The organism is Rathayibacter sp. PhB127, assembly GCF_003751665.1.
GTDB classification, from domain to species: domain Bacteria; phylum Actinomycetota; class Actinomycetes; order Actinomycetales; family Microbacteriaceae; genus Rathayibacter; species Rathayibacter festucae.
The window spans coordinates 1-21,050 of sequence record NZ_RKHW01000003.1 but is presented as its reverse complement, the minus strand read 5'-3'; the positions used below and the strand labels follow the sequence as shown (position 1 = coordinate 21,050).

Sequence of the window (21,050 nt, the reverse complement as noted above, 5' to 3'; positions counted from 1 at the left end):
CCCGTGCATGCTGGTCGAGTAGCCCCGGAGGGGCGTATCGAGACCCGCGGTTGTCGGTGTGTGGAGCCTGCAGACGCCACCGCTGGTGTCGCGGGTGCCTCTTGCATGCTGGTCGAGTAGCCCCGGAGGGGCGTATCGAGACCCGCGGTTGTCGGTGTATGGAGCCTGCAGACGCCACCGCTGGTGTCGCGGGTGCCCCCTGCATGCTGGTCGAGTAGCCCCGCAGGGGCGTATCTAGACCCGCCGTCACCCGCCGTGCGGCAGCACCCTCGCCCGGTGAGCGGGCCGCTCTACGGCGAGACGTCGTCGCGGGCGGTCTCGCCGAGTGCGTACGCCAGGCTGCGTGCGTAGATCTCCTCGAGGCGGGACGCGACGATGCGGTACTGGACCGAGCGTCCGCGGCGCTGCTCGCGCGGGAGGTTGCCGAGGACCACTCCGGCGTCCTCCAGCTCGATGAGGTGCCGGTAGAGGCTCGTCGTCGTGGCGCGGCCGGTCGGCAGCTCCGGGCCGATCGCCTCCACCAGCTCGCCGAAGAGCAGGCCCTGCTCGGGACGCGCCGCGCGGGAGAGCGACCTCAGGATCCCCCGGTTGATCTCGCTGCCGACCACCCGGACGGCCAGGTCGGCCTCCTCCGGGGTCGCTCGGCTCCTCGTGGACGACGTGGACGAAGGCATGACGCCCATCCTCCCGCACGGTGCCGCATCGAGATCCCACAGGCGCGTATTGCCACACCGTCTGGGTACCGGATGATTCGCGCCAGCGGAATCATGATCCCACGGATCGGTTACCTTGGTGTCCGTCGGCGCGCCTCTCGCGTGCCGGTACGCGACCGCATCCGGCGCTCGCGTGAGGCGCGAGCCTCGACGCACACAGGGGAGAGAACGGCATGGATCGACGACGACGGGCGGGGGAGTCCGCGAGAGCCGCGGTGGGCGGGCAGCGTGTCCGGAGACGAGCGGCGGTGTGGCCGAGCGGCGCGCACCGCGGCCGGATGCGGGTGGGGCGCCGACTGGTTGCAGGCCTCCTGGCGGCGGGACTGGTCGGCGGGGCCGGCACGTCGCTGGCGGTGACCTCGTCGTTCCTCGCGCCGCTGTCGGCGTCGGCGGCCACGCACGGCGCGGGCTTCGACCTGGGGAAGGGCTTCCTCGGCGCCTACCGCCATCCGGACGGGACGCTGGCCTACTGCCTGCAGATCAGGGCGTCGATCCCGTACAGCCCGACGTCCGGTCCGTCGCTGAACAGCGACTGGAACTCCCTGTCGCCGGATCAGCTCGCACGTCTGAGCTACGTCATGGACGTCCACGGCGACACGGAGGACGCGAACACCGCGGCCGCCGTCGCGCTGTACGTGTGGGACGTGGCGGACAACGCCGCGTACAACGGCAACGGCATGCCGGGCGACGTCTACTACAGCGCCCGCGCCGGCGGCAACCGCGATGCCGTGCTCGAGCTGCTGAGGCAGTACCGGGCGGAGGCCGCCGGCGTGACGGCGGTGCAGCCGGGACGGACGTCCGGGTCGGCGTCGCTGAGTCTCGACATGCAGTCGAGCGCGGGCACCGGCAGAGTCACGGCTCGGACCGATCCGCCCGGGCAGGCGGGGACGGTGCATCTGACGAACGCGGTGTTCGACGACACCGGATCCGGGGAGTCGACGATGAAGGGCGGGGAGTCGCGGACGTTCCGCGTCGTCCCGAGCGCTGGCCCCTCCTTCGGCGTCGAGGCGCGGACCGACGAGATCCGGGTGGCGGGTGCCTCCGGCTACCTGGGCAACATCATGACCTGGGCTCCAGGGGTGACCTCCGAGCAGTGGACCGCGTCGAAGGGGCAGAAGATCGACGGCTCGTTCACGATCGCCGCCGCCACGGCGGCCTCCGCACCGATCCCGACCCTGTTCTCACCGATCGGATCGACGCAGGTCTCGACACGACGCGTGGAGGCCGGGACGCAGGCGACCGACACCGTCACGGCGGGCGTCGCACCCGGGTCGGGGGAGTGGCGCACCCTCGACGGCGCGCCCGTGCCGGTGGTCTACCGCGGCACGCTCCACGGTCCGTACGCCGAGGAGCCGGCGCAGGCGGACGCGGTGCCGCCGGGCGCGCCCGTCGCCGGAAGCGCCGAGCTGACCGCGACCGGCCCGGGAATGTACACCTCCCCGGGAGTCACGGTCCCCTCGGCCGGGTTCTACACCTGGGTCTGGCGCGTCGAGGAGGCGTCGCAGCCGGACCGGGTGAAGCCGTTCCTCCCCGACGGCTACACCTGGTCGGACGGGTTCGGGCTGGTCGCGGAGACGCATCTCTCGCCGACGACGGTCGCGGCGGAGACCCGGGTCACGGACGACGAGATCCCCGTCGCCACGACCTCCACCGACACCCTCACGGTGAAGGACACCGGAGCCTGGCTGAAGAAGGACGGGAGGAGCGTCCCCGTCACCTTCACGGGCACCGCCTACTGGGTCCCCGGCACCGGAGCGGTCCCGGCGACGCGACCGGAGAACGCCAGGGTCCTGACGACCTCGCGCATCGTCGTCGAGGGTCCCGGCACCTACACCTCGGAGGCGGTGACCGCGCCGGCGGACTCGGCCGGCCACATCGTCTGGGTCTGGTCCGCCCCCGAGACGCTCTTCACGACGGGCTGGGCGGACGGATGGAACACGAAGGGCGAGGTCGTGCGCGTGACGACCCCGGAGGTCCGCACGAAGGCGACGCCCTCCGTGCCGCTGTCGGACACCGCGAAGGACGAGGCGGTCGTCGACGGCGAGGTGCCGGCGGGCGCCGTGATCACCTTCGAGGCGTACCGGCAGACCGGCGACCGGGCCTCCTGCACCGTCGAGTCCCGCGTCTACGACGGCTCGACGTCGCCCGTCGCGGTCGCCGCGGGCCGGAACGAGAAGAGGTCCTACTGGTCGAGCGAGGTCCGCTTCACGGAGCCGGGTGTCCATCACTGGGTGGAGACGCTGCGGACGAAGGACGGCCGCGTCCTGCACCGCGGCGAGTGCGGAGTGCCGGGGGAGACCACGACGGTGACCGTGCCCGACGTGACGTCGAAGGCGCAGACCGACAGCGCGGTCCACGACGGTGCGACCGACGACGCGATCGTCACCGGGGACACGCCGAAGGGCGCGTACCTGGTGTGGAAGGCCTACCTGGCTGTCGGCACGGTGTCCGCCGCTGACAGCGTGCCGCCGGTCTGCGACGAGGCGACGCTGGTGGCCGACACGACCGGCACCCCGGTCGTCGTCGAGAAGGCGGGCACCTACACCTCGCCCCCGGTCGTCTTCACCACCGCGGGCGCCGTGCACTGGGTGGAGGAGCTGCACTCCTACGACGGGAGGATCCTCGCCCAGGGTGCGTGCGGAGCGCCCGGCGAGACGACCACCGTGCACACTCCCGACGTCCGTACCCGGGCCACCCCGGCAGTGCAGGTGGGCGAACCGGTGCGGGACGAGGCCGTCGTGAACGGCTGGGTCCCGGTCGGCGCGGAGATCACGTTCGAGGCGTTCAGGAGGAGCGGCGACCAGGACACGTGCACGCCGGCGAACCGCGTCTTCGACGGATCGGGCAGCCCCGTCGCCACGACACCCGGCCTGAACGAGGACGTCTCCTACTGGTCCGGTGAGACCCGGTTCACCGAGCCCGGCGACTACTACTGGGTCGAGACGCTCGCCACGAAGGACGGAACGGTCGTCCATCGCGGGGAGTGCGGAGCACCGGGCGAGACGACCGTCGTCTCGCCGACGCCGGTCGTCCCGAAGGTGAGCACGACCCTGGCCGACTCCGGAGCCCATCCCGGCCCGTGGCTCGGCGGCGGCCTGGCCGCCCTCGTCCTCGGTCTCGCCGCCGCCCTCCTCGCCCGCAGGCGACGCCCCTCGCCGCAGGAGTAGCCCCACGGGGCCCTGCATGCTGGTCGTCGGGTAGCCCCACGGGGCCCTGCATGCTGGTCGGGTAGCCCCGCAGGGGCGTATCGAGACCCACCACCGCATGGAGGCCGGTCTCTTCCCCGCCCTGCGATGGCGCCGGAGGCGCCCCCTCCGCTCGATACGCCCGCTCCGCGGGCTGCTCGATCAGCATGAGGACGCGAATGGACCGGCAGCGGGCCTCGTGTCCCGAGCGGAGCCCAGCCCGCGGCCACTCGACAGCCCTGATTCGCGCGAGCGGACCCGGATCGAGCCCCACTGTTCAGTCGGACTCCGTCCCCGGCCGTCTGGTCGAGTAGCCCTGCAGCGCGTTGCGATGTTGCTTGAGTAGCCCGCAGGTCGCTGCATGCTGGTCGAGTAGCCCGCAGGTCCCTGCATGCTGGTCGAGTAGCCCCGCAGGGGCGTATCGAGACCCACCGTGCTCAGCACGGCGGGTCTGCAGACTCCCCTTCTGCTGCCGCTCCCCTTCGGAACGCCCGCCCCGCGGGCTCCTCGATCGGCATGCACGCGGCGGCGTCGGTGGTCCGGGTTAGCGTGCGGGGGTGGCGGAGGCGATCGGGCGGTGGTGGGAGCGGCGGCGGTTCTCGCGAGGGGTCGACGTCCCGTATCCGGTGGGGACGTACCGGGAGGCGTGGGCGTCGTTCCCGGTGCTCGTGCTCCAGTACCGGCCCGAGTACAACGGGGGGATCGTCCTCAGCCAGATTCCGCCGGCGGCCGACGTCTACCTGTGCTGGCTGTGCGACGCGGGACACGTGTTCGTCGCGACTCCCGAGGAGCAGCGGCACCGGCCGGGCCGGGAGCGGCGGCGCTCGTCCTGGTGCCCCGACTGCGCGGCGCTCGCGAAGCCCCGGACGCCGCGGCCGGCGGTGGAGCCGGTGGTCGAGCGTCCGTCGACCCCTGCTCCCGAGCCTGCTGGTGCGCGCCCGCCCCGTCCCGCCCGCACGCCGACGAGGTCGCGCTCGCCGCGGATCTGCTCGAAGACCCCGCAGCTCCCGCCGGGAGAGCCCTTCGTCAGCGCCTGCGCGCCTCCGCCCGCATCGGCGGTCGAGGCGCGGCTCCGTGCGCTGCTCGCCGAGCGGCTCGAGTTCGAGCCGGGGTTCACGGCGGTGCGGCTGAGCCGGCCGTTCTTCGAGCATCTGGAGGCGTGGCCGGACATCGTGCTGAGCGAGCTGCGGGTGGCGATCGAGTACGACTCCACGGGCCGCCACGGGCTCGAGCACGTGGGGCATCGCGAGGAGGCGGACCGGCGGAAGGACCGCGCGCTGCGGGCGGTCGGCTGGGAGGTGGTGCGGGTGCGGACCGGGCGCCTGCCTCCGCTCGGGCCGCACGACGTCCTCGCGTCGGGCGTCTCGGCGGGACTCGTCGACCGGCTGCTCGACGAGCTGCGCGAGATCCGCGGCCCGCTTCTCGTGGACGCCTGGACGCGCTGACCGGACGCCTACGGAGCGCTGACCGGACGCCTGGACGCGCTGATCCGGCGCCCGGACGCGCCTACCGGTCCCAGGGGCGTGCCGGTCGGCCGCGCGACCCCGCGGCGGGTCAGGTGCGCAGCGCGAGCGCCTCGCTGCACCAGCGGCGATAAAGGGCCCACGGGTCGGGCTCGCCCGCCCGCACCGCCTCGACGTGCCGGTCGAGCGCGGCGCTGCGGGTGAACCACTCCGTCCGCTCCAGCCGCTCGACGGCGAACTGCGCGTGGCGGTGCTGCTCCAGTGCCCGCCCGCCGCGCTCGAAGGCGAGCAGCTCCTCGTGCCGCAGCCGGTGCAGGCGCTGCCGTGGGTTGCCGCTGGTGCCGATCTTGATACGCCCGGCGAAGCGGATGTAGTAGACGACCTCGACGCGCGGCGGCGGCAGCTCGCCGTCGGGCGCGTCGCCGAGCCGCCACTCGCAGGCCGCGCAGAGCCAGCCGGAGGGGTGCCGGACGCCCAGCCGCGAGCCGCAGACGAGGCACGGCGACGGGAGGGCGTCGACGACGCCGTCCTCGCGCGCCACCCAGTCGTGCGCGAGCCCGAGGTGCGCGCTGCAGAGAGCGACCGGCGCACCTGGCTCGGCGGCCGAACGGCAGCCGTCGAGGGCGCAGCCCCGGGCAGCGCAGTCGAGGGCAGCGCGGTCCGGGGCAGCGCAGTCCGGGGCGGGCACTGCATCGGGGGACATTCTCCGACACTAGGCAGGACCCCCGACATCCGCGCCGGGGGCCGTCGCCGTCGAGCTCCCTCGCAGGCGAGCTCGATGGCGGCTCAGCTCAGGCGGTCGACCAGCTCCGAGGCCAGACCGGTGTAGCCGGCGGGCGTCAGCGCGAGCAGACGGGCCTTCGCGGCAGCGCCGATGTCGAGGCCGTCGACGAAGACCGCGAGGTCCTCGGCGCCGAGGCGCTTGCCGCGGGTGAGGTCCTTGAGCATCGCGTACGGGTCGGTGATCGAGGAGCGTCCCGCGACGACCTCGGCGCGGATGACGGTCTGGATCGCCTCCGCGAGCACCTCCCAGTTGGTGTCGAGGTCGGCGGCGAGGGCGCGCGGATCGAGGTCGATCTCGAGCAGACCGCGGGCGATGTTGTCGAGCGCGAGCAGCGAGTGGCCGAACGCGACGCCGATGTTGCGCTGCGTCGTCGAGTCGGTGAGGTCGCGCTGCAGCCGCGAGGTGACCAGGGTCTGCGCGAGCGAGTCGAGCAGTGCGCTGGAGAGCTCGAGGTTCGCCTCGGCGTTCTCGAACCGGATCGGGTTGATCTTGTGCGGCATCGTCGACGAACCGGTCGCGCCGGCCTGCGGGATCTGCCGGAAGTAGCCGAGCGAGATGTAGGTCCAGACGTCGGTGCAGATGTTGTGCAGGATCCGGTTCGCGTGCGCGGCCTTGCCGTAGAGCTCGGCCTGCCAGTCGTGCGACTCGATCTGGGTGGTGAGCGGGTTGAAGACGAGGCCGAGGGAGCCGACGAACTCCGCCGCGAGGGCCGCCCAGTCGGTGTCCGGATCCGCCGCGAGGTGCGCCGCGAAGGTGCCGGTCGCTCCGCTGAACTTGCCGAGGTACTCCGTGGCCTCGAGCTGCACGACGACCCGCTCGAGGCGGAAGGCGTAGACGGCGAACTCCTTGCCCATCGTCGTCGGCGTCGCGGGCTGGCCGTGGGTGCGGCTGAGCATCGACTCGTCGCGGTAGCGGACGGCGAGCTCGCGCAAGGAGGCGACGACCGAGCGCAGCTTCGGCAGCCAGACGTCCTCGACGGCCCGGCGGACGACGAGCGCGTAGGAGAGGTTGTTGATGTCCTCGCTGGTCGCGGCGAAGTGGGTGAGCTCGGCGATGCGGTCCAGACCCAGCTCGGCCAGCCACTGGCGCACCAGGTACTCGACCGCCTTCACGTCGTGGCGGGTGACGGCCTCGAGCTCGGCCAGGCGGTCGATCTCGGGCTGGCCGAAGTCGCGGGCGCGGCGGCGGAGCTCCTCGGCGGCGGCGGCCTCGACCGGCTCGGAGCCGAAGAGGCGGCGGTCGGTGAGGGCGAGGAGCCACTCCACCTCCACGTGCACGCGCGCTCGGTTCAGACCGGCCTCCGACAGGTGCTCGCCGAGGGCGGAGACGGCGGCGCTGTAACGGCCGTCGAGCGGGCTGAGCGGCTGGGGAGGGAGCGAGGTCATGCGGTGGTGCCTTCCGGTTCTCGGGGGTCCCGCGCGCTCTGGAGGCTCGATCGCGGGTCGGTGCGGACCGTGCGGTTGCCGCGCAGTCCCGGTTCGATCTGGGCGAAGAGCGCCCGGCACGCGCGCTCGATCAGCGCGAGCACCGAGTCGAACGCCGCCGCATCGGAATAGTAGGGGTCGGGGACGTCGCCCTGCGCCGAGAGGCCCGGCTCGAAGGCGAGCAGGCGCCGGATCTTCTGCCGGTCGACGTCGGTGCGCGCCCAGGAGCGCAGCGCCCGCTCGTGGCCGTGATCGAGGGCGACGACGAGGTCGAACTCCTCGAAGAGCGCGGGGTCGAAGAGCCGCGCGCGGTGCGGGGCGCCGTCGAGTCCGCGGCGATCGAGCGCCTCGAGGGCGCGGTGGTCGGCGTGCTCGCCGAGGTGCCACTCGCCGGTGCCGGCGGAGGTGATCGTGATGACCGAGCCGAGCCCGGCCTGCTCGGCGAGGGAGCGCAGCACCACCTCCGCCATCGGCGACCGGCAGATGTTGCCGGTGCAGACGAAGCACACGGCGAACGCCGACGGCGCGGTAGAGGGGGTCACCCGCCCATCATGGCGCACCGGCGGTCCTCCACAGAGGGCGGATTCTCGACCTCTCCACCGTTCGGGGGAGCGCCCGCCCGCGGCCGACCGCGGTGCCCGAGGCTGGCCGCGGGCATCGAGAGAAGGGAGGTGGCGGATGGGCGTCGAGGCGGCTGCAGGGGGAGCGACGGGTGCGGCGGCGCCGTGGCCGAGCGCGGCGGTGGCGGCGCTCGCCGAGCGGATCGGGGTGCTGCGCGGGGAGGCGGGCGGACTCCTGCCCGACGCCGACTGGGAGGGGTCGGCGGCGCGGGAGTACGCCGAGCGGGCGGCCGAGCTGCTGGCCGGGCTCGCGACGGCGGAGGCGGCGGCGCGCGGGCTGGCAGTGGGGGCGGGCGGGTGAGGGCGCCGTCCCCTGTGCGGGTGGAGACGGCCGAGCTCGACGAGCGCCGGCGGGTGCTCGAGGGGCTCGCGGCGGGGCTGGCCGAGTGCGCGGTGCTCGGCGACGGGCTCGTCCCCGCGGTGCAGCTCGCGGCGCCGGCCCGGGCGGGCGAGCCGGCGGCGCTCGGCGATCGGCTCCGCCTGCTCGAGGCCGAGGCGGTGGCGCTCCGGGAGGCGCTCGCCGCGGCGGCGGCGGGGTACGAGCGGGCGGAGGAGGACGCGGCACCGGGGATGCCGGAGGTCCTCGGGCCTCAGACCGCCGTCGCGCTCTTCGAGCGGCGTGCGGGCGAGTCCCTCGCGCGGCGGCTCCCCGGTGCCGTCGAGGACGCGGCGGTGCTGGTCCGGGCGGTCGCCGACGCCGCGTTCGGGTCGGTCTCGGCGGCGGCGCGGGCCCTCGCGGGGGACGAGGGTGCCGAGGCCGACCTGGCGGAGGAGGGGGAGGACCTCGTCCGGGCGCTGCTGGGCGACCCGCTCCTGATCGAGGGCCTGCGCGGGGTGATCTCCTCGATCGGCCTCGGCACCGAGATCGGGGTGCTGCTGCTCCCGCCGCCGCTGGCCGACGCGGTCGGGCGGCCGTCGTCCGAGCAGGTGATCGGGAACGGGGTGCAGTCGGCGGCGGGGGTGCTCGTCATCCTGGGGACGGTGTTCGGCGTGCTGCCGGCGCCGGGTGAGCGGGAGCTGCGGGTGGAGCGGGTGCCGCCGCCGGTCGACCCGCTCGTCGCGCCGACGGGCTGGGGGGAGCTCGCGGCGCGGATCCCGCCGAGCGATCCCGACGGTCCGCAGGTGGTGATCGAGCGCTACGGCGGGGAGTGGCTCGTCACGCTCTCCGGCACCACCGACTGGAGCGCCGACCCGGAGCAGGCCTTCGGGGCCCCCTCGAACCTGCAGGCGATGGCGGGCGGGCGCGCCGCCTCCGTCGAGGGAGCGCTCGCGGCGATGGCGGCGGCGGGGATCCCCGCCGGGGCTCCCGTCACGATCGCCGCGCACTCGCAGGGCGGGCTGGTCGCCCTCCGGGTGGCGCAGTCGGGGCGCTACGACGTGCACGACGTCGTCACCTTCGGCAGTCCGGTGCGCGGGCTGGATCTGCCGGAAGGGACGCGCTCGCTCTCGATCGAGCACTCCGACGACCTGGTGCCGGCGCTCGGCGGCTTCGGCCGGACGGCGGCGGAGGAGCCGGGGGTGGTGCTGGTCGAGCGCGACTCCCCGGCGGGGATCCCGCGAGACACCCCGGTGCCCGCGCACGCGCTGGACGCCTACGTCGAGACCGGGCACGCCCTCGATGCGGCGGCCGACCCCCGGCTCGCGGCGACGGGGGCCGCGCTGTTCCCGCTCTGGCGAGGAGCGCCGGACTCGCGCGTCGCCGCCCGGCTGACGACCGTGCCGGTCAGTCCCGGCGGCGGTCGCGAGCGAAGGGGCGCAGGAGCAGCCCGATGAACCAGTTGACGATCGCGAGCACCAGGGCGCCGAGGACGCCCCACCAGAAGCCGTCCACGACCAGGCCGAACCCGAAGAGGCCGCTGATCCAGGCCGTCAGCAGCAGGAGCAGGCCGTTCACCAGGAAGGAGACGAGACCGAGCGTCAGCACGTACAGCGGGAAGGCCACGACGCGGACCACCCCGCCGACCACGGAGTTGACGACGCCGAAGATCACCGCGACGAGAAGGTACGTGAGCACCGCGGCGGTCGGCCCCTGCTCGTACGGATCGACGCGGACGCCCGCGACGACGAGCGTGGTCAGCCAGAGGGCGACGGCGTTGGTGGCGAGGCCGAGGAGGAGTCTGCGCATGCCTCCACTCTGGCGCAGCCCGCCTCCACCCGGGCGATCCGGCGGTGCGGGAGGGTGCCTCGCGCGGCTCGCCCGGCCGCCGCCCGAATAGCATGGTCCGGGTGACCGACCAGCAGGAGCCACCCGTCCGCCTCCGCCCCGAGATCCTCGCTCTGCCGGCCTACCGCCAGGGCCGCGCCGCCTCCGCGGACGCGTTCAAGCTCTCCTCCAACGAGAACCCGTTCGATCCGCTGCCCTCGGTGCTCGAGCGGGTGCAGGCGATCACCGACTTCAACCGCTACCCGGACGCCGCGGCCACGGCGCTCCGGACGGCGCTCGCCGAGAGCTACGGCGTCGGGATCGACGAGGTCATCGTCGGAGCGGGCTCCGTCGCCGTCATCGCCCAGCTGATCACCGCCGCCGCGGGACCGGGCGACGAGGTCGTGCACGCCTGGCGCTCCTTCGAGGCCTACCCCTCCCTCATCACCACCGCCGGCGCCACCGGCGTGCGCATCCCCCTGCGCGCCGACGACACGCACGACCTCGACGCGATGGCGCAGGCGATCACCGAGCGCACCCGCCTGGTGATCGTCTGCAGCCCGAACAACCCCACCGGGACCGTCGCCACCGCGGACGACGTGGCGGCCTTCCTCGAGCAGGTGCCGGCCGACGTCCTCGTCCTGCTCGACGAGGCCTACGCCGAGTTCGTCGGCGACGAGCGCGCGGTGGACGGCGCGACCCTCCTCGGCCGCCACCCCAACCTCGTCGTCGCCCGCACCTTCTCCAAGGCCTACGGACTGGCGGGGCTGCGCGTCGGCTACGCGATCGGGCACCCGCGGATCCTCGACGCCGCCCGCTCGACCGCCATCCCCCTCTCGGTCACCCGCTTCGCGGAGACCGCGGCGGTCGCCTCGCTCGAGCACCGCGAGGAGCTGCTCGAGCGTGTCGGCCGCATCGCCCAGCTCCGCGACCACCTCTGGCAGGCGCTGCTCGACCAGGGCTGGACCATCCCCAAGTCCGAGGCGAACTTCCTCTGGTTCGACACCCGGGAGCAGACGGAGGCGGCCGCGGCGGTCTTCGAGCGGGCCGGCGTGGTCGTCCGCGCCTTCCCGCCCGAGGGCATCCGGGTCTCGGTCGGCGAGGCGAGTTCTGTCGACAAGCTCCTCACGGCAGCGGCGGAGATTGTCGGGACCCTCCCGAAGGGGCATCCCGCGAGGCGGATAGGTTAGTCGGGTGGCAGCCACCAGCGAGACGCCGACGGTCCAGTTCCTCACCGCGGACGGCCGGTTCGCGCCGACCCCCGCGGCCGAGCAGTACGCCCCCCTTCTCGACGGGATCGACGAGGCGCAGCACCGCTCCTTCTACCGCGAGATGGCGGTCGTCCGCCGGTTCGACATCGAGGCGGCGAACCTGCAGCGTCAGGGTCAGCTCGGACTCTGGGTGCCGAGCCACGGGCAGGAGGCGGCGCAGGTCGGCTCCGCGTTCGCGCTGCGCCCGCAGGACCACGTCTTCCCCTCCTACCGCGAGCACGTCGTCGCCAAGGTCCGCGGCGTCGACCTGCTCCGCGTCCTCGCGCTGCTGCGCGGCGTGACGCACGGCGGCTGGGACCCGGCCGACCCCGCGCACGGCAACTTCCACCTCTACACGCTGGTCCTCGGCTCGCAGGCGCTGCACGCGACCGGCTACGCGATGGGCCTCACCTTCGACGGCGCGACCGGCACGGGCGACCCCGAGAAGGACGCGGCGGTCATCGTCTACTTCGGCGACGGCGCCTCCAGCCAGGGCGACGTCAGCGAGGCCATGGTCTTCGCCGCGAGCTACCAGACGCCCGAGGTGTTCTTCCTGCAGAACAACCACTACGCGATCTCGGTCCCCGTCGCCACGCAGTCGCGCAGCCCGCTCTACCTCCGCTCCTCCGGCTTCGGCATCCCGGGCGTGCAGATCGACGGCAACGACGTGCTCGCCAGCTACGCCGTCACCGCGAAGCACCTCGCCGACGCCCGCTCCGGCGGCGGCCCCCAGTTCATCGAGGCACTCACCTACCGCATCGGCGCGCACACCTCGAGTGACGACCCCACGAAGTACCGGACCGACGACGAGCTCGCCTCGTGGGTCGCGAAGGACCCGATCACCCGCTTCGCCGCGTACCTGCGCGGACTCGGCGCCTCGCAGTCGTTCTTCGACGAGGTGGACGAGGAGGCGAAGGACTTCGCCGCCGACATCCGGCAGCGCCTGCTCGCGCTCGAGGCGCCGCCCGTCGACGTGATGTTCGACCACGTGTACTCGGAGCCGCACCAGCAGGTGGCGGAGCAGAAGGCGTGGCTTCAGGGCTACGAGGACGCGCTGGGAGGCGACCCGCGATGACGATCGACACGAGCACCACCGTCCAGCCGCCGCTGAGCGACACGCAGCTGGAGTCCATGTCGATGGCGAAGGCGCTGAACGCCGGGCTCCGCCGCGCCATGACCGAGAACGACCGCGTCCTGCTGATGGGCGAGGACATCGGCCCTCTCGGCGGCGTCTTCCGCATCACCGAGGGCCTGCACGCCGAGTTCGGGCCGCAGCGCGTGCTCGACACCCCGCTCGCCGAGTCCGGCATCGTCGGCACCGCGATCGGCCTCGCGATGCGCGGCTTCCGCCCGGTCTGCGAGATCCAGTTCGACGGCTTCATCTACCCGGCCTTCGACCAGATCACCTCGCAGCTCGCGAAGATGACCAACCGGCACGAGGGCACGCTCACGATGCCCGTCGTCATCCGCGTGCCCTACGGCGGGCACATCGGAGCGGTCGAGCACCACCAGGAGAGCAACGAGGCGTACTTCGCGCACACCCCGGGTCTGCGCGCGGTCAGCCCGTCGACCCCGAACGACGCCTACTGGATGATCCAGGAGGCCATCGCCTCGGACGACCCGGTGATGTTCTTCGAGCCCAAGAGCCGCTACTGGCCCAAGGGCGACGTCGACCTCCGCGCCTCCGCCGCCCCGCTGCACGCGACCCGCGTCGTGCGCCAGGGCGACGAGGTCACGGTCGTGGGCTGGGGGCCGATGGTCTCCGTGCTGCTCCAGGCCGCCGAGCTCGCCGGTGAGGAGGGGACCAGCGTCGAGGTCGTCGACCTGCGCTCGATCTCGCCGATCGACTGGGAGCCGCTGCTCGCCTCGGTCCGCAAGACCGGCCGGCTCGTGGTCGCTCAGGAGGCGTCCGCGAACGTGAGCCTCGGCTCCGAGATCGCGGCGACCGTCACCGAGAAGGCGTTCTACTCGCTCGAGGCGCCGGTGCTCCGCGTCGCGGGCTTCGACACGCCCTTCCCGCCCGCCAAGGTCGAGAAGCTCTTCCTCCCCGACGTCGACCGCGTCCTCGAGGCCGTCGACCGCTCGCTCGCGTACTGACGCACCGGACGACGCCCCCGCCTTCCGACGCGCCCCCCTTTTTCCTCATGCAGAACCGGCACAGCCAGGAGTCCCGACGATGACAGAGCACTTCCTCCTCCCCGACGTCGGCGAGGGCCTCACCGAGGCCGAGATCGTCTCCTGGCGGGTCAAGGTCGGCGACGAGGTGAGCGTCAACCAGGTCCTCGTCGAGATCGAGACCGCCAAGTCGCTCGTCGAGCTGCCCTCGCCGTTCAGCGGCACCGTGGTCGACGTGCTCGTCGACGAGGGCCAAACGGTCGACGTCGGCACGCCGATCATCACCGTCCAGGGCGCGGGGTCGGTCGGCTCCGAGATCCCGGCGATGCCCGCGCAGGCCGCGCCGCCCGCCGCCCCGCCCGCCCCCTCGACCACCGAGCCGGGCGAGGGCTCCGGCGCCGCGCTGGTCGGCTACGGCACCGCCGGCGGCCACGTCGCCACCCGCCGTCGCCGTCCGGCCGCGGGCACCGCTCCGGAGAAGCCGGCCCGCCCGGCGGCGGCGCCGCGCCCGACCTCGGTCCCCGCCTCCTCGGCGCTGCCCGTCATCGCGAAGCCGCCGATCCGCAAGCTCGCCAAGGACCTCGACGTCGACCTGCTCGAGGTGCAGGCCACCGGCCTCGCCGGCGAGGTCACCCGCGACGACGTCATCCGCCACGCCTCCCAGGCCAGCGTCTTCCGCAACATCCAGACCCCCGCCTGGGGCGACTCCCGCGAGGACCGCATCCCCGTCCGCGGCGTCCGCAAGGCGATCGCGTCGGCGATGTCGCGCAGCGCTTTCACCGCGCCGCACGTCAGCGTCTTCGTGGACGTCGACGCGACCCGCACGATGGAGTTCGTCAAGCGCCTGAAGAACTCGCCCGACTTCGCCGGCGTCAAGGTCTCGCCGCTGCTGATCATGGCCAAGGCCATCATCTGGGCGGTGCGTCGGAACCCCACCGTCAACTCCGCCTGGACCGACACGGACATCCTCGTCCGCCACTACGTCAACCTCGGCATCGCCGCGGCGACCCCGCGCGGCCTGCTCGTGCCGAACGTCAAGGACGCCCAGTCGATGAGCCTCCTCGAGCTCGCCCAGGCCCTCGAGAAGCTCACCCTCGACGCCCGCGACGGCAAGACCTCCGCCGCCGACATGCAGAACGGCACCATCACCATCACCAACATCGGCGTGTTCGGCATGGACACCGGCACCCCGATCCTCAACCCCGGCGAGGTCGCGATCATCGCCCTCGGCACCATCAAGCAGAAGCCCTGGGTCGTCGACGGCGAGGTCCGCCCCCGCTTCGTCACCACTGTCGGCGGCTCCTTCGACCACCGCGTCGTCGACGGCGACGTCGTCAGCCGCTTCGTCGCCGACGTCGCGAGCGTGCTGGAGGAACCCGCGCTGCTGCTCGATTAGAGCGGATTCCTCCTTCGTCGTCATCCGCTCCGCGGTCGGCTGGGGTGGGCGGTCGCGTTCCGCAGAGCGTCGTGCGTACCGGTGCGACGAATCGCTGTCACGCGATTCGCCGGTGACCTCGGCCTTGCGCCGGGAGTGACGTGCTCGGACTCGTGGGCTCCGTTTCGCGGTCGCGGCTCTCGCGGAGCGGCCCACTCATGCTGGTCGAGTAGCCGCGGAGCGGCGTATCGAGACCCACGTGCTCCGTGTGGGCGGATCTCGATACGCGCCCTGCGGGCGCTACTCGATCAGTATGCAGGGCGTGCTCGTTCGAGGGGCTCCGCTTCGCGGTCGCGGGTCTCGCGCGGCGGCCCCTCCACGCTGGTCAGGTAGCCGCGGATCGGCCCCTCCACGCTGGTCGAGTAGCCGCGGATCGGCCCACCATGCTGGTCGAGTAGCCGCGGAGCGGCGTATCGAGACCCACGTGCTCCGTGCGGGCGGATCTCGATACGCGCCCTGCGGGCGCTGCTCGATCAGCATCAGCATCAGCGCGGGGTCGGGTCGAAGGAGTGCAGGGCGAGCTCGGCCGACAGGAGGGTGCTCGCGGTGGCGCCGCGGACGCTGGTGCCCTGGGAGTCGAGGGGCGGGCTGACGACGGCGGCGCCGAGGCGGCCGGGGGCGGAGAGGACGATCGCGCCGGAGACGCTCGACTTGGCGGGGACGCCGACGGCGCGCATCCAGCGGCCGGAGCCGTCGTAGACGCCGCAGGTCGCCATCACCGAGACGACGTCGCGGGCGACCTCCGCCGGCACGACGCGCTCGCCGGTCACGGGATTCACGCCGCCGAGGGCGAGGGTCGCGCCCATCACTGCGAGGGCCTCCGCGTCGACGAGGACGGCGCAGGCGCGGGCGTAGGCGGCGACGGCGTCGTCCGCACTGCGCCGCAGGGTGCCCTCGGCGCGCATGAGGTGCGCGAGGGCGTGGTTGCGGTCGCCGAGCAGGTGCTCGTTCGAGGCGACGCTCTCGTCGACCTCCAGCGAGCGGCCGGCGAAGGCGGAGAGCCCGCGGACGATGCGCTCGCCTCGGCCGCTCGCGTCGCCGCCGTCGACCAGAGCGGCAGTCAGCAGGGCGCCCGCGTTGACCATCGGGTTCGGCGGGCGGCCGGTGCCGCTCTCGAGCTTCAGGGCGTCGAAGGCCTCGCCGGTCGGCTCGATGCCGACGCGGTCGAGCGCGTCGCCGTCGGTGTCTGGCAGGGCGAGTGCGAAGAGGAACGGCTTCACCGCCGACTGGATGCTGAACGCGACGTCCGCCTGCGCGCTCGAGCGCACGGTGCCGTCCGGCAGCGCCAGCGCGATCCCGCACAGCGCCGGATCGGCCGCGGCCAGCTCGGGGATGCTGTCGTCCACCTCCCCGCCGTCCTCCTCGAGGACGCGCGCCCGCAGCTCGTCGAGGTCGAAGTCCGGGGGAGAAGCCATCCCTCCACCCTGCCACCCCCGCCTGACCCCTCCGCGAGATGCCACTTGTGCACGCGACACGCCGTGAGAAGCGTGCACAAGTGGCATCTCGCGGGATGGGAGAGGGGCGGGTCAGCCGAGGATGCGGCGGACGGCCTCGCGGACGACGGCGTCGTCGGCGGGCTCCTCGTCGAGGGCGCGGTGGATGGTGAGGCCCTCCATCAGGGCGTCGAGCATGCGGGCGGTCATCGGGTCGACGTGGCGTTCGAGGGCGGCGCGGGAGCGGGCCATCCAGCTGTGCGTGATGCTGCGGTACTCCGGGCGCCGGGCCGCGAGGGTGTAGAGCTCGTGGGTGATCACGAGCTCGCGGCGGCTGCCGAAGATGTCGTGCAGGACGACGTCGACCACGGCCTCCCGGGCCTCGTCGGGGGTGCGGGCGTCGGTCATCCGCTTCAGCGTCTGCTCGGCGACGGAGTCGGCGAAGCGGGTGAAGGCCTCGTGCAGCAGCTCGTCCATCCCGGCGAAGTGATAGCTCATCGAGCCCAGCGGCACGTCGGCGGCGGCGGCGACGCGGCGGTGCGAGGTGCCGGCGACCCCCTCCTCCGCGATCACGTCGAGGCAGGCGTCGATGATGCGGTCGCGCCGGTGCGGGTCAGTGCGGCGCGGTGCCCGCGGGGCGGGCTCGCTCTCAGCGGTCTCGGTCACTCCGTGACGCTCCGGATCACTCGCGCCGGATTGCCGACCGCGACGACGCCGGCCGGGATGTCGCGGGTGACCACGGCGCCCGCTCCGATCACGCTGTCGTCGCCGATGCTCACCCCGGGACAGACGATTACCCCGCCGCCGAGCCAGACGTTGTCGCCGATCGTGATCGGCCGCGCGGCCTCGAGCTTGTCGCGGCGCGGACCGGGCTCCACCGGGTGCGTGGGGGTGAGCAGCTGGACGTTCGGGCCGATCTGGCAGTCGGCGCCGATGGTGATCGCCGCGACGTCGAGCGCGGTGAGGTTGTAGTTGACGAAGGTGCGCGGGCCGATCGTGATGTTCTCGCCGTAGTCGATGAACAGCGGCGGCTTCACGAACGCGCCCTCGCCGAGGGAGCCGAGCAGCTCGACGAGCAGCGGGCGGGCGGCGTCCTCGTCGGCGAGGGCGGCGCGGTGGTAGGCGTCGGCGAGTCGCGCAGCGCGCTGCGCGAGGCGCGTGCTCTCCGGATCGTCGGCGATGTAGAGGTCGCCGGCGAGCATCCGCTCGCGGTTGCTGCGGTCGTCGCCAGCGAAGTGGTCGGCGACGTGGTCGGTGCTATCCATGTGCACGATCGTACACACTACGTGTACGGTCGTACGCATGTCCACCGCCCTCGCGCCGCCGTCCACCGAGTCGCGCCGCGCCCGCACCGCCGTCGCCGCGCTCTTCCTCACCAACGGCGCGCTCTTCGCCAACCTCGTCCCGCGCTTCCCCGAGATCAAGGCCGACCTGGCGCTCGACAACGCGGCCTACGGAGTCGCGATCGCCGCGTTCCCGGCCGGCGCGGTCGTCGCAGGGCTCGCCGCGGCCGTCGTGATCCGGCGGCTCGGCAGCGGCCGCGCCGCGGTGCTCGGCACGATCCTCACCGCGATCGGGACGGTGCTGGCCGGCTTCTCGCCGTCGCTGGTGGTCTTCGCCGGGGCTCTCGCCTTCGCCGGCGCGACCGATGCGATCACCGACGTCGCGCAGAACAGCCACGGTCTGCGGGTCCAGCGCCGCTACGGGCGCTCGATCATCAACTCCTTCCACGCGATCTGGTCGATCGGCGCGGTCCTCGGCGGCTCGATGGCGGCCGGGGCGATCGCGCTCGGCGTGCCCCGCGCGGTGCACCTGAGCATCTCGGGGGTGCTCTTCGCGGCCGTCGCGCTGACCGCGCTGCGCTTCCTCCTGCGGGGCCGCGACGACGAGACGGCCGCCGAGCCCGGAGCCGCGCCGATCGGGCGGGTTCGGATCCGCCCGCGGGTGGTGCTGCTGCTCGCGGCGCTGGTCGCGGTGGCGATCGCGGGCACCCTCGTCGAGGACGCCGCGTCGACCTGGGCCGCCGTCTATCTGGGCGGTTCGCTCGGGGCGACCGCGGCGGTGGCGGCGTACGGCTTCGTCGCGCTGGTCGGCGCGCAGTTCGTCGGGCGGATCCTCGGCGACCGGCTGGTCGACCGCTTCGGCCAGCGCACCGTGCTGCGGGCCGGCGGGGCCATCGCGGCGCTCGGTATGGGAGCGGCGCTCGCGTTCCCCTCCGTGCCCGGGACGATCGCCGGATTCGCGGCCGCCGGCTTCGGACTCGCGACGACCGTGCCCGCGGCGATGCACGAGGCCGACGAGATCCGGGGGCTGCGCGCAGGCACCGGAGTGACGATCGTCTCGTGGCTGATGCGGCTGGGCTTCCTGCTCTCGCCGCCGATCGTCGGGCTGGTCGCCGACGGCGCGGGGCTGCGGGTGGGGCTCCTGGTGGTGCCGATCGCGGGGATCGTGGCGGTGCTGCTCGCGGGGGTCCTCGGTCGGCGCCGCACGACGGGGGCCGCGTCGTGACCGGGCTCGAGGCAGTGCCCGGCCCGGAGAGCGCGACCGGTCTGGAGGCGGTGCTCTGGGACATGGACGGCACGATCGTCGACTCGGAGCCTGCATGGGTGCGGGCGCAGGAGGTGCTCGCCGGGCGCTTCGGCCGCGAGTGGACGCGTGCCGACGCGCTCGCGCTGATCGGCAGCACGATGGAGCAGACGGTGCGGGCGCTGCAGGCCGCGGGGGTCGAGCTGCCGGACGCCGAGGTGGAGGCGGCGCTCGAGCGCGACGTGCTCGCGGAGATGCACCGCGGGCTGGTGTGGCGGCCGGGGGCGCGCGAGCTGCTGCGCGATGTGCACCGGGCGGGAGTGCGGCAGGCGATCGTGACCACGTCCTCGCGCGTGATGGCGCAGGTCGTCGTCGATGCGCTGGCGGCGGAGGTGCCGCTCGCCGCGCTCGTCACCGGCGACGACGTGTCACGCGGCAAGCCGGATCCGGAGCCGTACCTGCTGGCGGCCGCGACGCTCGGCGTCGACATCGCGCGCTGCGTCGCGATCGAGGACTCGCCGACCGGGCTCGCGGCGGCCGTCGCGTCCGGGGCGTGCGCGGTCGGGGTGCCGCACGACGCGGAGCTCGCGCCGGGCGCGGACCGCACGCTCTGGCCGACGCTCGCCGGGCGCGGTGTCGCGGACCTCGAGGCGCTGCTGCGCTGAGGGCGTCGGCGGTGGGGGATCTCGATACGCCCGCGGTGCGGGCTGCTCGATCAGCATGAAGGGGGCAGATCTACTTGGAAGAGACGCCCGCAGACCTGCTGGTCGAGTAGCCCCGCAGGGGCGTATCGAGACCCACCACCGCACGGACGTCGGCCTCTTCCCCGCCCTGCGATGGCGCCGGAGGCGCCCCCGCCGCTCGATACGCCCGCGGTGCGGGCTACTCGATCAGCATGAGCCGCCCGCGTCCTTGGAGAACAGGGAGCGCAGCTCGCCTTCCCTGCTGGTCGAGTAGCGGGCCGCAGGCCCGCGTATCGAGACCCACTTGGTCCGGGCGCTACGCCGTCAGGGAGACCGCCGTCCAGGAGACCGGGGGCAGCGTCAGCGTCAGCATGCCGTCCGCCAGCTCGGCGTCGACGGGCTTGAGACCGACGCGGTTCTGGTCGTCCTTGGTGTTCTTCGCGTAGACGTCCTCGTCGAAGATCCCGACCGCCTCGGCGACGGTCGTGACGCCGAGGCCGCTGACGTCGACGGTCACCTCGAGGGCGTCGGTCGTCGAGCGGTTGACCAGGAACACGGCCGCACGGCCGTCATCCAGCGTGGCCACCGAGTCGACCAGCGGTGCGTCGCCGTGGCGCGCGGTGGAGTAGGACCCGACCTCGATCCGCGGCCGCAGGACCGAGCCCGACGCGAGGCGAGCGGTGGTGGAGAACGGGAAGAACGTGGTCTGCCGCCACGCGGCTCCGCCCGGCTCGGTCATGATCGGCGCGATCACGTTGACGAGCTGCGCGAGCGACGCCGAGGTGACCCGGTCGGAGTTCTTCAGCAGCGTGATCATGAGGTTGCCGAGCACGACCGCGTCGGCGACCGAGTAGACGTCCTCGAGCAGGCGCGGCGCATAGGCCCACTCGCGGGTGCTCTGGTCGCCCGCGGCGTCCGCCTTCTCCTTCTCGGTCCACTCCTGGAGGTACCAGACGTTCCACTCGTCGAAGGAGAGCTTGATGTCCTTGGTCTTGCGGAGCTTGTGCTTGACGTGGTCGACGGTGGCCGCGACGGTCGCGATGAAGTACTCCATCTCGACGGAGGACGCGAGGAACGAGCCGAGGTCGCCGTCGTACTCCTGGTAGTAGGCGTGGCAGGAGACGTACTCGACGTCGTCGTACGCGTGCTCGAGGACGACGCGCTCCCATTCGCCGAAGGTGGGCATCGAGGAGCCGGAGGAGCCGCAGATCACGAGCTCGAGGGACGGGTCGGCGATCTTGAGCGCCTTGGCGGTGCGGGAGGCGAGCTTGCCGTA

Annotated in this window: 19 protein-coding genes; 10 read left to right on the top strand and 9 right to left on the bottom strand. The window is 73.3% G+C overall.

Annotation, left to right across the window (positions count from 1 at the left end; all coding sequences use genetic code 11):
- Positions 1–290: 290 nt before the first annotated feature.
- A complete protein-coding gene (locus EDF22_RS14805; protein WP_148059203.1) occupies positions 291–674 on the bottom strand; it encodes a hypothetical protein in 384 nt (127 codons plus the stop codon).
- 323 nt (positions 675–997) lie between these two features.
- Between EDF22_RS14805 and EDF22_RS14800 the strand changes: the two genes are divergently transcribed.
- Together EDF22_RS14800 and EDF22_RS14795 are read left to right on the top strand one after the other, a co-directional pair.
- On the top strand, positions 998–3,880 hold the full coding sequence (locus EDF22_RS14800; protein WP_148059202.1) for a hypothetical protein: 2,883 nt from the start codon (positions 998–1,000) through the stop codon (positions 3,878–3,880).
- A 575-nt stretch (positions 3,881–4,455) separates the two neighbouring features.
- Complete coding sequence (locus tag EDF22_RS14795) at positions 4,456–5,343, top strand: hypothetical protein (RefSeq protein ID WP_243839839.1); 888 nt, start codon at positions 4,456–4,458, stop codon at positions 5,341–5,343.
- A 109-nt stretch (positions 5,344–5,452) separates the two neighbouring features.
- Here EDF22_RS14795 and EDF22_RS14790 read toward each other — a convergent pair whose 3' ends face one another.
- The 3 genes from EDF22_RS14790 to EDF22_RS14780 all read right to left on the bottom strand — a co-directional run bounded on the left by EDF22_RS14790 (position 5,453) and on the right by EDF22_RS14780 (position 8,111).
- Entirely contained in the window at positions 5,453–6,064 is a 612-nt protein-coding gene (locus EDF22_RS14790; protein ID WP_260303484.1) for a GIY-YIG nuclease family protein, read from the bottom strand.
- Between the two features lie 83 nt (positions 6,065–6,147).
- A complete protein-coding gene (gene purB / locus EDF22_RS14785) occupies positions 6,148–7,530 on the bottom strand; it encodes an adenylosuccinate lyase (RefSeq protein ID WP_123444666.1) in 1,383 nt (460 codons plus the stop codon).
- Entirely contained in the window at positions 7,527–8,111 is a 585-nt protein-coding gene (locus tag EDF22_RS14780) for a low molecular weight protein-tyrosine-phosphatase (RefSeq protein ID WP_311316358.1), read from the bottom strand. Before EDF22_RS14780 ends, purB begins: the two co-directional genes overlap by 4 nt.
- A 136-nt stretch (positions 8,112–8,247) precedes the next feature.
- Between EDF22_RS14780 and EDF22_RS14775 the strand changes: the two genes are divergently transcribed.
- Together EDF22_RS14775 and EDF22_RS14770 are read left to right on the top strand one after the other, a co-directional pair.
- Complete coding sequence (locus EDF22_RS14775; RefSeq protein WP_123444667.1) at positions 8,248–8,490, top strand: hypothetical protein; 243 nt, start codon at positions 8,248–8,250, stop codon at positions 8,488–8,490.
- Positions 8,491–8,510: 20 nt separating this feature from the next.
- Positions 8,511–9,962, top strand: a complete 1,452-nt coding sequence (locus EDF22_RS14770; RefSeq protein WP_123705657.1) for a hypothetical protein — start codon at positions 8,511–8,513, stop codon at positions 9,960–9,962.
- Here the strand turns inward: EDF22_RS14770 and EDF22_RS14765 are convergent.
- On the bottom strand, positions 9,913–10,314 hold the full coding sequence (locus EDF22_RS14765; RefSeq protein WP_123705656.1) for a phage holin family protein: 402 nt from the start codon (positions 10,312–10,314) through the stop codon (positions 9,913–9,915). The two genes, EDF22_RS14770 and EDF22_RS14765, sit on opposite strands and share 50 nt — an antisense overlap.
- Positions 10,315–10,406: 92 nt before the next feature.
- Here EDF22_RS14765 and hisC point away from each other — a divergent pair, with 92 nt between their 5' ends.
- From hisC to EDF22_RS14745, 4 genes are all read left to right on the top strand, one after another.
- On the top strand, positions 10,407–11,522 hold the full coding sequence (gene hisC / locus EDF22_RS14760; RefSeq protein ID WP_123705655.1) for a histidinol-phosphate transaminase: 1,116 nt from the start codon (positions 10,407–10,409) through the stop codon (positions 11,520–11,522).
- 4 nt (positions 11,523–11,526) lie between these two features.
- Positions 11,527–12,657 (top strand): thiamine pyrophosphate-dependent dehydrogenase E1 component subunit alpha, encoded by a 1,131-nt coding sequence (locus EDF22_RS14755; protein WP_123705654.1) that lies wholly within the window; start codon positions 11,527–11,529, stop codon positions 12,655–12,657.
- Between the two features lie 56 nt (positions 12,658–12,713).
- Positions 12,714–13,679, top strand: a complete 966-nt coding sequence (locus EDF22_RS14750; RefSeq protein WP_372487859.1) for an alpha-ketoacid dehydrogenase subunit beta — start codon at positions 12,714–12,716, stop codon at positions 13,677–13,679.
- A gap of 79 nt (positions 13,680–13,758) precedes the next feature.
- The gene (locus tag EDF22_RS14745) at positions 13,759–15,093 is read left to right on the top strand and encodes a dihydrolipoamide acetyltransferase family protein (RefSeq protein WP_123705652.1); all 1,335 of its coding nucleotides are present in this window, start codon (positions 13,759–13,761) and stop codon (positions 15,091–15,093) included.
- 524 nt (positions 15,094–15,617) lie between these two features.
- Here EDF22_RS14745 and glsA read toward each other — a convergent pair.
- The 3 genes from glsA to EDF22_RS14730 form a co-directional block, all read right to left on the bottom strand.
- Positions 15,618–16,547 carry a glutaminase A gene (glsA, locus tag EDF22_RS14740; RefSeq protein ID WP_123705651.1) on the bottom strand — a complete coding sequence of 310 codons (930 nt, stop codon included), beginning with the start codon at positions 16,545–16,547 and terminating at the stop codon, positions 15,618–15,620.
- 111 nt (positions 16,548–16,658) lie between these two features.
- Positions 16,659–17,231, bottom strand: a complete 573-nt coding sequence (locus tag EDF22_RS14735; protein ID WP_123705650.1) for a TetR/AcrR family transcriptional regulator — start codon at positions 17,229–17,231, stop codon at positions 16,659–16,661.
- A complete protein-coding gene (locus EDF22_RS14730) occupies positions 17,228–17,830 on the bottom strand; it encodes a sugar O-acetyltransferase (protein WP_123705649.1) in 603 nt (200 codons plus the stop codon). The genes EDF22_RS14735 and EDF22_RS14730 overlap by 4 nt, the downstream gene beginning before the upstream one ends.
- 37 nt (positions 17,831–17,867) lie before the next feature.
- Here EDF22_RS14730 and EDF22_RS14725 point away from each other — a divergent pair, with 37 nt between their 5' ends.
- Both EDF22_RS14725 and EDF22_RS14720 read left to right on the top strand, forming a co-directional pair.
- Positions 17,868–19,073, top strand: coding sequence for an MFS transporter (locus EDF22_RS14725; protein ID WP_123705648.1), 1,206 nt, complete (start codon positions 17,868–17,870; stop codon positions 19,071–19,073).
- On the top strand, positions 19,070–19,756 hold the full coding sequence (locus tag EDF22_RS14720; protein ID WP_260303482.1) for an HAD family phosphatase: 687 nt from the start codon (positions 19,070–19,072) through the stop codon (positions 19,754–19,756). The genes EDF22_RS14725 and EDF22_RS14720 overlap by 4 nt, the downstream gene beginning before the upstream one ends.
- 334 nt (positions 19,757–20,090) lie before the next feature.
- Here the strand turns inward: EDF22_RS14720 and EDF22_RS14715 are convergent.
- A partial coding sequence (locus EDF22_RS14715; protein ID WP_311316357.1) for an alpha-L-arabinofuranosidase C-terminal domain-containing protein occupies positions 20,091–21,050 on the bottom strand: 960 nt, incomplete at its 5' end.